General features: G+C 53.6%; 13 protein-coding genes and 1 riboswitch. Of the genes, 4 read left to right on the top strand and 9 right to left on the bottom strand.

Annotated elements, in window-relative coordinates; all coding sequences use genetic code 11:
- Genes F0Q32_RS05875 through pduA form a run of 9 tightly spaced genes read right to left on the bottom strand, consistent with a single transcriptional unit; the run spans position 1 to position 6,941 of the window.
- Positions 1-450, bottom strand: a complete 450-nt coding sequence (locus tag F0Q32_RS05875) for a BMC domain-containing protein (protein WP_149462326.1) — start codon at positions 448-450, stop codon at positions 1-3.
- A 23-nt stretch (positions 451-473) separates the two neighbouring features.
- Positions 474-749 carry a propanediol utilization microcompartment protein PduJ gene (gene pduJ / locus F0Q32_RS05870; protein ID WP_149462325.1) on the bottom strand — a complete coding sequence of 92 codons (276 nt, stop codon included), beginning with the start codon at positions 747-749 and terminating at the stop codon, positions 474-476.
- Between the two features lie 19 nt (positions 750-768).
- On the bottom strand, positions 769-1,119 hold the full coding sequence (locus tag F0Q32_RS05865; protein WP_149462324.1) for a glycerol dehydratase reactivase beta/small subunit family protein: 351 nt from the start codon (positions 1,117-1,119) through the stop codon (positions 769-771).
- Positions 1,109-2,941: a diol dehydratase reactivase subunit alpha gene (locus F0Q32_RS05860; RefSeq protein WP_149462323.1), complete on the bottom strand. Its 1,833-nt coding sequence runs from the start codon at positions 2,939-2,941 to the stop codon at positions 1,109-1,111. Before F0Q32_RS05860 ends, F0Q32_RS05865 begins: the two co-directional genes overlap by 11 nt.
- A gap of 9 nt (positions 2,942-2,950) precedes the next feature.
- A complete protein-coding gene (pduE, locus tag F0Q32_RS05855; RefSeq protein ID WP_149462322.1) occupies positions 2,951-3,472 on the bottom strand; it encodes a propanediol dehydratase small subunit PduE in 522 nt (173 codons plus the stop codon).
- A gap of 13 nt (positions 3,473-3,485) precedes the next feature.
- A complete protein-coding gene (locus F0Q32_RS05850; RefSeq protein ID WP_149462321.1) occupies positions 3,486-4,154 on the bottom strand; it encodes a propanediol/glycerol family dehydratase medium subunit in 669 nt (222 codons plus the stop codon).
- A gap of 10 nt (positions 4,155-4,164) precedes the next feature.
- A complete protein-coding gene (gene pduC, locus F0Q32_RS05845) occupies positions 4,165-5,829 on the bottom strand; it encodes a propanediol dehydratase large subunit PduC (protein ID WP_149462320.1) in 1,665 nt (554 codons plus the stop codon).
- A gap of 18 nt (positions 5,830-5,847) precedes the next feature.
- On the bottom strand, positions 5,848-6,660 hold the full coding sequence (gene pduB, locus F0Q32_RS05840; protein ID WP_149462319.1) for a propanediol utilization microcompartment protein PduB: 813 nt from the start codon (positions 6,658-6,660) through the stop codon (positions 5,848-5,850).
- The gene (pduA, locus tag F0Q32_RS05835) at positions 6,657-6,941 is read right to left on the bottom strand and encodes a propanediol utilization microcompartment protein PduA (RefSeq protein WP_149462318.1); all 285 of its coding nucleotides are present in this window, start codon (positions 6,939-6,941) and stop codon (positions 6,657-6,659) included. Before pduA ends, pduB begins: the two co-directional genes overlap by 4 nt.
- Before the next feature lie 520 nt (positions 6,942-7,461).
- On the opposite strand from pduA, the gene pduF reads away from it, so the two are divergent.
- The 4 genes from pduF (at position 7,462) to cbiB (ending at position 12,217) form a co-directional block, all read left to right on the top strand.
- The gene (gene pduF / locus F0Q32_RS05830) at positions 7,462-8,250 is read left to right on the top strand and encodes a propanediol diffusion facilitator PduF (RefSeq protein WP_149462317.1); all 789 of its coding nucleotides are present in this window, start codon (positions 7,462-7,464) and stop codon (positions 8,248-8,250) included.
- Between the two features lie 212 nt (positions 8,251-8,462).
- Positions 8,463-9,380, top strand: coding sequence for a regulatory protein PocR (gene pocR, locus F0Q32_RS05825; protein WP_149462316.1), 918 nt, complete (start codon positions 8,463-8,465; stop codon positions 9,378-9,380).
- 227 nt (positions 9,381-9,607) lie between these two features.
- Positions 9,608-9,784: riboswitch (cobalamin riboswitch) on the top strand.
- A 97-nt stretch (positions 9,785-9,881) separates the two neighbouring features.
- A complete protein-coding gene (locus tag F0Q32_RS05820; RefSeq protein WP_149462315.1) occupies positions 9,882-11,261 on the top strand; it encodes a cobyrinate a,c-diamide synthase in 1,380 nt (459 codons plus the stop codon).
- Positions 11,258-12,217 (top strand): adenosylcobinamide-phosphate synthase CbiB, encoded by a 960-nt coding sequence (cbiB, locus tag F0Q32_RS05815; RefSeq protein ID WP_149462314.1) that lies wholly within the window; start codon positions 11,258-11,260, stop codon positions 12,215-12,217. Before F0Q32_RS05820 ends, cbiB begins: the two co-directional genes overlap by 4 nt.
- The last annotated feature ends 9 nt before the right edge of the window (positions 12,218-12,226 follow it).

The raw sequence follows: 12,226 nt of genomic DNA, 5'->3' as shown, positions 1-12,226 counted from the left end.
TTACTTACCTGAATGCAGACAGAGCGACCGGGGATCACCTTTTTGACGCGAACAGGCCGGGTCCAGACACAGATTGCAACTGACTTCCCGATCCGCAGGGTTTCCTTCCGGTTCTGACTCTTCTGTAACGACTTCAGTGTCAGGCTGTTGGTCGGCTTCTCTCGTGGGCGCAGGACCCGCAGGCGCTGCGCGGGAAAGAATGCCTTCGCCGGGTCTGTCTATCACTTTATGTGCAACCAGACCGTGCTGAAGATCTGCAAAACTGGCACCGGTGATGATGGCGGACTGCACGGATGCCACATCGCCGGTGATTTTGATCACCGTCCAGCCTGAACCGTTAGTTTTTTCGAGGCCAACCAGCGTGATGGAAGCGGCTTTCGCCATGACATCCGCGCAATTGATGGCTAATGCCAGACCACTAACTTCGAGTAATCCCAGTGATTGCTTCACGCTGAACTCCTTTTATCTGCGATTTAAGCGGACTTCGGTAAAATGGCCTCAACGTCAGTGTGAGGACGAGGAATGACATGGCAGGATTTGACTTCGCCCACGGCATTAGCTGCGGCGCTGCCCGCATCGACGGCCGCTTTCACGGCACCCACATCGCCGCGAACCATTACGGTAATCAGGCCGGAACCGATTTTTTCGTAGCCAACCAGTTGCACGTTGGCGGATTTCACCATGGCATCCGCAGCTTCAATGGCGGCAACCAGCCCTTTTGTTTCAACAAGCCCCAGTGCGTTATTCATACAGCGATTCTCCAGTGGATTACTTATTCAGATCCCGAAAAGGGATCCCTTTAACTAACCTTGCCGCATTGTTTCCTGTACTTCGGCGATCAAGGCTGTTCTGCTGATGCGTCAGCGTAAAAAGCGGCGCTGATGCGGGTAAATTCTTGTAATGCACAACCAGCGTTTGGTTATCGCAGGCTATGCCCACGAGCAGGGGGGAGCGGCACGCTGCCAGCCATGCTTGATGTGCCACATCGCCGTCCGTTTGCGGCAGGATTACGAAGGGGATACCTTCTTCTTCGATGCCGAGCAGGACGTCATTCCAGTCGAAGAGGCTTTCTCCGGTGGGGGAAATCACAATGGCGGGAATGGGGTTGTTACTGTCCATGCGAGAACTCCTTTTGCCAGGAGAGGATCAACCCTGTGGCGACGGCATTGCGCGGACCTTCCGTTCCACGAATGTTTCCTCGCCCGGCAACCAGGCGATAGTGCGCCAGCGCGTCGGTGACAAGCTGTGGGACTTCAAAATCAAGGGATGATCCTCCTACCAGCACCACAAACGGAATATCACGAATATTGCCGGTGGGGCTGACCTGACGAAGTGCGCGTAGAGCGTTGGTAACAAAGACGCGCTCTTTGGCGCTACGGCGAATCGCACGTACTTTCTCAAGCGCCAGATCGCCGGGCAGGGGCACCAGTTCATCGGGTTTCACCACGCAGGCGCGAGCAAAAACCGTCGGGGGGAGCGGGGAAGGGAAGAACTGCACGCTGCCATCTTCATGTCGCAGATGGAACAGGCTTTCCACTTTCGCCAGCGGATATTTTTTGATCTCTTCCGCCAGATAACGATCGTCCAGCCCAAGTTCGCGGGCAATGATCATGGTGACCATATCACCCGCCCCCGCGAGGTGTGTGGCAATAATGTCCCCTTTCGGGTTGATGATTGAGGCGTCTGTTGAACCCGCGCCCAGGTCCAGAATCGCCAGCGGGCGTGTCGTTCCGGGCGTGGTTAACGCTCCTAAAATCGCCGCTTCCGCTTCAGCCCCACCGACCTGAACATCTACGCCCAGTTTTTGCGTGATTTCTCGGGCGATCATCGCCATTTGCAGCCGATCGGATTTCACCATTGAGGCGATGCCGACGGCCTGCTCCAGCGAGAATTCCCCTGCTAATCCGCCAGTGACGCTAACCGGAACGGAGGTATCAACGGCCAGCAGATCCTGGATAAAAATCTCGTTGCCTGGTTTATTGGTCAGTTCTGCCATGGTCTGGCGAACGTGTTCAAGCATACCGCCGATGTTGGAGCCCGCTTCGCCAATGACGTTATCCAGTTTTGGGCATTCGCCGACCGCTTTCATAATGGCGTTAGCCCCCGCCGCCACGTCGACCCGCAATGTGCGCCCCTGAGATTGCAGTTCAATGTGTCCGGCTGGGATTGCACGTGCTTTCACATCACCCGATGGTGTTTTCACCACCACAGCCGAACGGTTGCCAATCAATGCCCTCGCGACCGGAACAATATTTTTGGTTTCATCCGCGTTGAGGTTAAAGACAGTGGCAATGCCATAGGGATTAGAGAGTGTTTCAATCACTTTTCCGGGAACCGCAACCTCAATGGCGGCCAGCATTCCCAGCGGGATACGGTCGATATAACGCACTTCATCCACGATGGGCAGCCGGGTATCCAGACGGTTACTGACCAGCACGCCATCATCTTGCTGCAGAATCACGCCGGTGAGCTGATATCCTGCGCGCGTGGATGCGTTAATCATGGCGGCAACATCCGCGAAATCGAACGCTGATGGCACCACCAGGATATAAGGCGTATCCGCAGAACAGGTTAACAACGCATCCGGCGTAATGGTGATCCCCACGCCCAGACCGACCCCGCCCGGCGTTTTGGGGTTATGGCCAATCATCGTGGACTCGGTGATGATGGTTTCGGTGATGGTTTCCATCGCCACATCGCCAATGACCGGCGTGGCTTCGTTGATGCGAATGAGTGAAATATCGCTGACATTGATGCCCGCGTGATGGGCCGCACGCGTAAGCGCTTCCTGAATGCCAAACACATTACGTAATGTGCCTTTGATTCCGGTGGTTTCTGCCAGTGCGCTACCGATTAGGGTGCATGCATCTGTCTCATCCAGCGCCGCCAGAGCGACTTCTGTTGATGAGTTACCAATATCAATGCCAGCGATATATTTCATGTCCTGTCCTTAATCGTCGCCTTTGAGTTTTTTACGCTCGACGTACAGGGCTGCTGCTTCACGAACGAAAGCGGCGCAGATTTTCGCCTGATAGCGACTTTCGAGATCGTCAGCAATAGCCATTAACTCTTCTTTCGTTGAGCGATAGGGCCGCAGAGCGTTGTAGATTTCCAGGATGCGGTCGTCCGATACGGCCGTTAACTCTGCTGCACGTTCAAAGTTCATCGCCAGCCGATCGCGCCCTGCATCTTTTGCGATAGCAGCCTGAATACGCAGTGTTTCCGGCGTGATACGCATATCCTGCGCGGTGATTTTATTGCTCAGGACGTTTTCAAGGGTGAGCTCATCCAGCGTTTTATTGGTGGCGGTTTTTACCCATTCCGGATGCTTATTTGCCAGCGGGTAGTCAGTCACTTTCGCGGTGTGTGTGGTACTGACGGATGCGGTAACCGGAGCAGAAGCGTCGCCCTGCAGGCTGTTCATGCGGCTCAACACGTCCCGAACCATCGATTCAATTGCATCGGTATTCATAAAGGGATCCTTATTAAAGCGCCACGCGCAGTTCCTGTGGGTTTTTGCCCGTTACGACGTATTTCGTCTCTTTGATGTGCAGAATGGCGGATTTAGCCTGATATTTCGGGCGCGCCATCTGGTCATTCAGCGTAGGGACGGGCTGTGGTGATTGACGCTTTGCGTACTGCGCCGCGTTCTTACCAATCTGACGGTAGGTTTCCAGCGTCAGCAACGGTGCCTGCGGGAAGAGTTCGAGATTCGACAGCGGCGGCAGCCCCTGCTGGTGGATAACCGTCGTGCCTTTGGACTGGATCCCGATGGCGATGCCTGATCCGCTCAGGCGATTACCTTCGACGGCGACGAATGCCACATCGGAGGATTTAAAGCAGCGAATCACACGTGCTTTAATCCCTTCTTCTTCAATACCGGCAATCATTTCGCGCAGGATGCTTTTATGGGATACGCCGACAATGTTGGTGGTTTGAGAGAGGCCAAACGCAGGACCCACAGCAATGATGACTTCGTCCTGCTGGGTACCCTGTTTCGCCTCGCCGATTTCCGTCAGAAAGCTTTCGCCTTGTGGCGCAGTGGGCGTTGCAGATGCGCTGGCTGCACGGAAGGAGACAGGTTTATCGCTGGCCTGCATCTCGGACAGTACGTCTTCGATAATCTGGCGCAGCAGCTTTTCATTAATTTCCATTGTTCACCCCTTAGCCAAGCTCGTTGGGATCAAGTGCGCCAGGGATGTTTTTAATCTCTTCCCAGCGTTCGCCTTGTAAGCGATAACCTGTTGCCGGACCGGCATAATCGTTGACGTCATTTACGGCAGAAAGCACCTGTCCGTCGCCCACGATAATGGCGGAGGTATGCAGATAATCTCCGGTCAGTTTGGCTTTCTGAATATTCAGCATGTCTTGTGCAACATCGTTAAACCCGCCCTGAGCCAGTGCTTTCACCACTTCCAGGCCGTTACGGTTCTTGTTGATGACTTCCTGGGCAAACTTGAGATCTTCGACGATATTGCGTTCAGGCATATCCTTCGAGCCATGCGCATAGGTTGCGGCTTCCACTTCGTCGTCAGTGATAGGCGGTAGCCCCATCCCCGCAAACACGGCCTGCAACGCACGAGCGGCTTTATTTCGAATGGCGATAACGTCTTCTTCACGCACCGGGCGCAGACCGCCGTCAACCTTCAGGTCGCGCTGAATAACGTTATAGTCGTCGAAGTCTTCGGCATCTTCGTTGGAGCCTGCGAACATGTTGTCGTAGTTCGGTACCGCAGAGAAACCGGAGGAGATAAAGTCCGTACCCGGCAGGAACTGCATCAGGAAACGTGCGGTACGACGCATATCGGAGTGGGTGAAGGTCTGGTCATTACTGGAGGCGCATTCCAGATCCAGTGAGGAGCAGATCAGGTTTTCCGCCAGTACCGCCCGGATCCCTGATGGCACCGCTGAAGGGACACCGATGCAACTTACGGAACCGTTTTGTAGGCCCTGAACACCTGCGGCTTTGGTGATGTAAATGCAGCGTGCTTCCAGGTACAGCATGGATTTGCCTTCGGCATAGCCCATTTGGACTTCGGAACCGGAGCCTGAGGTAAAGCGCATTTTCAGGCCGCGCGATGCGTAGGATGAGGCTAAAAAGCCTTTCGACCACGGCGTATCATCGCCGTCGGTGAAGACGGGTTCCGTACCATAAACAGAGATGGTTTCGGCGTAGCAGGTGTGTCCCAGCATACCGAGCTTCAGTTCAGTCGCTTCTTCCAGCGAGCATTGTGTCAGTACGCCGGGGCGCCCAACCTGCGAGCCGACAAGTAACGCGATGGCGTTGAAAGGCGCATAACGCCCCACCGCGACGGTTGTTTCCTGTTCGTCGAACCCACGCCATGCGCCTTCCGCAGCATCTGCGGCAATCTGCACCGGGTTGTCTTTAACGTTGGTAATGTGTGATTGCTGAGAAGGGGTACGACGGGCGCGCATTTTCTGCATTGCCATCATCATCTCAACCACGTTCATGTGCGATACCACTTCGACAATTTTTGCCGGGGTCATCGCAGTAGTCAGCGGCACGATTTGGCTACGTTTTACATTGGGGTCGCAGAGCATATTGGCGAGTTTGACAGAGTCCATCGCCATGACTTCTTCCGCACGTGCCAGATTGATCCCGTAACGCGCGATAAAGTGGTCAATCAGATCAAATTCGCTGACCGGTTTGCCGTCCAGCTCGGTCACGGCACCGTTAACGATTTTAATTGACGGTTTCGGGTCGTTTGGGCTCTCCATCGCAATGAAGCCTTCTTCGATCCACTCTTTAACAAACCCGTCCTGATTCACAGGGCGTTTTGCCAGTGCTTCAAATCTTTTCGATCTCATGAATCAGCCTCATGGATATCAAATGTAGGAGGGACGGTCGTTTTTCGGTTCAGAACCGAGCGTCGAGAGGACGGTTTTGCCGATTTCACGTGCGGAGATCACCGCCTGACGAACGGCTCCGGAGTCGCCGGATATCACCAGAATGACTTCGTTGCTGAAACTGGTGCCCTGCGCAGGGGAGCTGTACGCCACCACGTCAACATTGGCGGATTTCAGTGCCGTATCCGCCATCAACACACCGACAGCCGCGGGTGCGCCGACAATCACGCCGCAGGCGCGGCCAATCGGGGTACCAAACGCTTTTTCCAGCGCGTAGCTGGCGCGTGCGGTGTATTGCAGTTCGAGGTGCCCGGCTTCGTTGGCATAGACGTCGCCAAAGGTGCGGTCGAGCTCTTTCAGGGCGACTTCGATACCGCGCTTAACGTCAGAAACGTCATTGCCACCCAGAACAATCAGCGAACCGTGACCTGCGCCACCCTTGGTATCACGCGGAAGTTCAATGCTCACGACTTCCGTGTTGGTCGCTTTGACGGCTTCATCGGCGGCCATAATGTGCGGGCCAGCTCCAACGCGCGCGCCGAGGATGCCGATAGAGCGGTAGCGTTTTTCAAGCTTCATGGCGTCCAGCAGGGCGCTGTCCACATTCGCGATAACCAGGCCAACGGTGTCACCCATCGCGGTGCCCACAAATTCCGTTAAACTGCAGCTTTTCTCTGCCATAGCGGTTTCTCGTTTTGTATTGGAGGTTTCAGGAGTAACCGATTGCTCCGGCGTTGCCACACGGGCGATCACCTGTGCCATGATCTGTTCCACCAGTTCATTGCTGCTCATCCGTTAATTCCCTTTGGTAAGATTTTTTCGACATCGGTGTGTGGGCGAGGAATGACGTGTGTTGCTTTCACTTCTCCCACGTTGCGAGCTGCCGCAGCACCCGCGTCAGTGGCCGCTTTTACCGCGCCAACATCGCCACGGACAATAACGGTCACCAACCCTGAACCGATTTTTTCGTAACCGACCAGCATCACGTTGGCCGATTTCACCATTGCATCTGCGGCCTCTATAGCGGCAGTTAATCCTTTGGTTTCTACCATTCCTAACGCTTCTTGTTGCATAAAGACCTCGCCTGGTTTTTTGATATTGATGACTATAAAAAGAAGGGGGAAAAAAGAATGGCTGACTTGAATTTATGCGTGAAAAAATAGTGGTGTAGCCATGGCATAAAATTGTCATGGTTTGTTTTATGTTGATGATTTTATTCGTTTTGAGGGTTTTTATTTATGTGAATAATTAGCTATTAACCATCCATATTTACATTTTTGTTGATGACAGCGAAAACATTGTTTGCTAAGCGACAATAAACCGATATGTGATGTTTATAGAAAAAAAGACATCTAAAAAAAGCAATATTTTCACATTTTAAAAAATGAAATAATTAGCTGAAATACCCGGTGCGTGTGGAAAGGTGAAACGGGCATAGCAAGAATTTGCTATTGCAAGGCGATTTTTCAGACGTGTATTTATTCAGGTTGCCAACAATTTTCATGGACCACTTTTTATAGTAAGGGCCGACGTTTTGCACCGTCAGCAATGGATCCGCTGGCTAAGACACAACTCCGCTTAAAAGGTGTCACCATGAATGATTCACTAAAAGCACAATGTATTGCCGAATTTTTAGGTACTGGGCTGTTTCTCTTTTTTGGTATCGGTTGCCTGAGCGCTGCGGTTGTTGCGGGCGCGAGCTTCGGCTTATGGGAGATTTGCATTGTCTGGGGGCTTGGGATCTCGCTTGCCGTGTACTTAACCGCGGGGATCTCTGGTGCGCACCTTAATCCGGCCGTCACGGTTGCGCTTTGGCTGTTTGCTCAATTTCCAGGGCGCAAAGTGCTCCCCTTCGCCGTCGCTCAGTTTGCTGGCGCGTTTTGCGGCGCGCTGCTTGCGTATCTGTTGTATGCCTCTCTTTTCACTGAATTTGAAACCGCTCACGATATGGTTCGTGGAAGTGTCGAGAGTCTGCAACTGGCGGGAATATTTAGCACTTACCCGGCTGCGGGGCTGAGCGTTTGGCAGGCCGCGCTGGTTGAAATCGTCATTACATCCATGCTGATGGGGTTGATTATGGCGCTGACGGACGATGGTAATGGTGTGCCCAAAGGCCCGCTGGCGCCGTTGCTTATTGGTATTCTGGTGGCGGTGATTGGCGCAGCAACCGGGCCGCTGACGGGGTTCGCGATGAATCCTGCGCGTGACTTTGGCCCCAAACTTTTTACCTGGCTTGCCGGGTGGGGAAATGTCGCTATCACGGGTGGGCGTGATATTCCTTACTTTATCGTTCCGTTGATCGCGCCGCTCATTGGGGCTTGTGCGGGGGCGGCAATTTATCGTTATTTGATCAGTAATAATTTGCCCGTGAATATTAAATAATGCATTCATTAGGCCTTTGAACAGCGGTAACATTTTATTCATTATTATTTCGTGATCTGCTTTCCGAATTTATTAAAAAGTCTCTCAGCTTCGAGGGGCTTTTGTTATTGTCAACCTTACGTCATGCCATCGATAAGGATTAAAGATGATATGAAATAGGTGTGTAAAAATAATGTTGCATTATAACAATGGATTAACTGAGGGGTTTTATCATGATTTCTGCGAGTACACTGAACTCAGAACTCATTAATAAAATCGCACAGGATTTTGCACAAGCCACCAGTCTGGCGGTTGTGGTGGTCAATATTCATGGTGATGAAATTTCTGAGCTGTTTAATTTCACCTCATTTTGCCAGATGATGCGTCAGCATCCGCAGCACAGCACTCGCTGCCGGATGAGCGATCGCTGCGGTGGGCTGGAGGCGTCGAAATCAGACCAGCCGTGCATCTATCGCTGTCATGCCGGGTTAACGGATATTTCTATTCCACTGGTGATTGCCGGGCATCTTGTCGGGTTCGTTCTGTGTGGCCAGGTGCGTGTGCGCAATGAAGCGGAGACGGGCATGATTGATATTCTGAATATTGATGATCGCTGGCAGGCCGATCCAGAACTGCTTAATGAATTTCGCAATGTCCCGGAAATGGATTTTTCGCGGGTGATGGCTTCTGCGGATCTCCTGAAATTGATAGTAGAAAACTGCCTTAAAAAGCAGCTTAATTTTGTGGTGATTAAAGATAACCCTCAGCAGGCGGCATTGCCCCGTTCCGTACGGGAGACGAATCCTCATGACAGTAAAATGAATAAAGCACTACGTTACATTGATGCGCATTTGTCGGATGAACTTCGTCTCGAAGAGGTGGCTTCTCATGTTTATCTTAGCCCTTATTACTTCAGCAAACTGTTTAAAAAGTATCAGGGTATTGGCTTCAACGCCTGGGTAAATCAACAACGTATGGCGAGCGCCAAAGAGTTGCTGAGCCACAGTAACTGGAGCATTGCCAGTATTGCCCGTAATTTAGGATTTTCTCAGACCAGCTATTTCTGCAAGGTTTTTCGCCACACCTACCAGATAACGCCGCAGGCGTATCGCCAGCAAATTAGCGAAAAGCGTTCAGAAGAATCGGCCTGATTTGCATTGCCGATTTTTGATACTGTATTGCACGGATAGCGATGTAGCATGAAAAAATCTCGCGCCATGCAATAAATTGTCACAGCGCAACAAAATAGTGATTTAAGAGAGATAAACTGCAACGACAATTATTTTTGTGATGAGATAACGGCGTTATTGCGAATTGATTTTTTCGCTTTATGCATTCGTTAACACATCATTTTGTGATGAGCAGTATAACGGCTGCTCATCATGTAAAACCGACAGGTCAGACACGTAATGTGTCAGGGAAGGGGGTGTAAATCCCCCGCAGCCCCCGCTGCTGTAATGCTGACGACCCCGTAATAACCACTGATCGCGAGATTGGGAAGGACGGGCGAGGATGACGCTAAGCCAGAAGACCTGCCTGTCGGTACATCTCAACAACTTCGGTGGGAAGTGGGTTGCTCAGAAGCGTGCGGTCGAAAGACCGGGTATACGCGCATCCTGATGTTCCCCTACCACCCTGACAGGGATCGGGGTATGGCGGCCAGACGTTACGCATTCATTCTTGCAGGAACCGGCAGCGGCTGTGGCAAAACCACGGTAACGCTTGGCTTACTGAGCCTGCTGAAACAACGCGGATGGCGGGTACAGCCTTACAAAGTGGGCCCGGATTACCTTGATACCGGTTGGCATACGGCGGTATCCGGTGTCGCCTCTCGTAACCTTGATAGTTTTATGCTGCCCGCCCTGGTGCTGAACGCCCTGTTTAATGAGCAGATGCAACAGGCGGATATTGCGGTCATTGAAGGTGTGATGGGCCTTTATGACGGAATAGGTTCCGACCCTAACCAGTGCAGCACCGCTGCGATGGCGAAACAACTGGGTTGTCCGGTCATTCTGCTGGTTGACGGCAAAGCCGTTTCAACCTCCATTGCCGCGACGGTCATGGGTTTTCAACATTTTGACCCCTCTTTGAATATCGCGGGCGTGATTGTCAATCGCGTCAACAGCGACAGCCATTTCCAGCTTTTAAAAACCGCCATTGAGCGCTACTGCGCGCTGCCAGTACTTGGCTACGTTCCTTCCGTGGCGGGGGTTGCTCTGCCGGAACGCCACCTTGGGTTAGTTACCGCGCGTGAGTCTGTGGTGACCCAACAGCCATGGCGCGATTTTGCTGACACCCTCGCACTGACGATGGATATCGAAAAACTGCTGACGCTAAGTGCCCTTGAAAACGATCCTCAGGGCGAATGGCCGCCTCTGCCTGCTGTTCTGGATGGCGAAAATATCACTCTGGCGCTGGCGGACGATGAGGCGTTCAATTTCTACTATCCCGACAATATCGCGCTGATCGCGCGTGCGGGTATCAATGTTGTGCGCTTTAGCCCCCTGCACGATAACGTGCTGCCGGAGTGCCAGATGATCTGGCTGGGTGGTGGCTACCCGGAGTTGCATGCCAGGGCGCTGGCGGCAAACCAGGCGATGCTCGCACAACTTCGCGCGGCGCACGCACGCGGTGTGGCTATCTACGCCGAATGTGGCGGCCTGATGTATCTCGGCAGTACGCTTGAAGATGCGCAGGGCGAAATCCACCCGATGGCAAATATCATTCCCGGTCACAGCAAAATGGGCAAACGGCTGACGCGTTTTGGCTACTGCGAGGCGCAGGCTCGTGAGCAGACCCTGCTGGCGGCCCCCGGTGAAACGCTGCGGGGCCACGAGTTTCACTACTCTGACTTCTCCCCGCAAACCCCGGCGGTCCTCGATTGTCGCAAAGTGCGTGATGGACAGACTCTACAAACCTGGTCAGGTGGCTGGCAGGTTGGCAACACGTTTGCCAGCTATCTGCACGTGCACTTCGCCCAGCATCCGATGATGCTGGCACACTGGCTCAATGCCGCGAGGAGCGCACGATGACGCTGCTTGCCTGGTGTATCGCCTGGATACTCGACGTGCTTATTGGCGACCCGCATAACTGGCCGCATCCGGTACGCTGGATGGGCGCGCTTATCAACGCGGTGCAGACAAAGGTGCGCCGTTACTGCCACAGCGATCGCGCATTGCGTATCGGTGGCGGGGTGATGTGGCTGGTGGTGGTCGGCGTGACCTGGACGCTTTCCTGGAGTGTGCTGGCACTGGCATTTACGCTCCATAGCTGGCTGGGCTGGGCGGTTGAAATCTGGATGATTTTCACCGTGCTTGCCGCGCGCAGCCTCGCCGATGCTGCGCGCGCTGTAGAACGCCCGTTACAGGCGGGCGACCTGGCGGAAAGCCGCGTAAAACTCTCCTGGATAGTGGGACGTGACACGTCGCAACTGCAACCCGAGCAGATTAACCGCGCTGTGGTCGAGACGGTTGCCGAAAACAGCGTCGATGGCATTATCGCGCCGCTCTTCTTCCTGATGCTTGGCGGTGCGCCGCTGGCAATGGCGTATAAAGCCGTCAATACCCTCGATTCCATGGTCGGCTACAAACATGAGAAATACCGCGCGATTGGCATGGTGAGCGCCCGGCTGGACGACGTCGCCAACTTCATTCCTGCGCGTCTGAGCTGGCTGTTGCTCAGCGCCGCCGCATTTCTTTGCCGCGACAACGCCGCTGCCGCGTTACGTATCGGCTGGCGCGATCGCCATCTCCACAGCAGCCCCAACTGTGCATGGTCTGAAGCTACCGTTGCCGGTGCGCTGGGTATCCGTCTCGGTGGCCCGAATGACTACTTTGGTGAGCGTGTTGAGAAGCCGTGGATAGGCGACGCGCGACGCGACATTTCTGTAGGTGACATATCCCGAACGATTCGACTGATGTGGGTTGCTTCCACGCTGGCGCTGGTGCTGTTTATGACGGCACGGTGGCTGGTTGCTGGTGCGGCCTGAGGAGTAGCA

The sequence above is a fragment of the Pseudocitrobacter sp. 73 genome, from assembly GCF_008369545.1.
In the GTDB taxonomy this organism is placed as follows: Bacteria; Pseudomonadota; Gammaproteobacteria; order Enterobacterales; family Enterobacteriaceae; genus Pseudocitrobacter; species Pseudocitrobacter vendiensis.
This window is presented reverse-complemented; position numbering and strand designations above follow the sequence as displayed.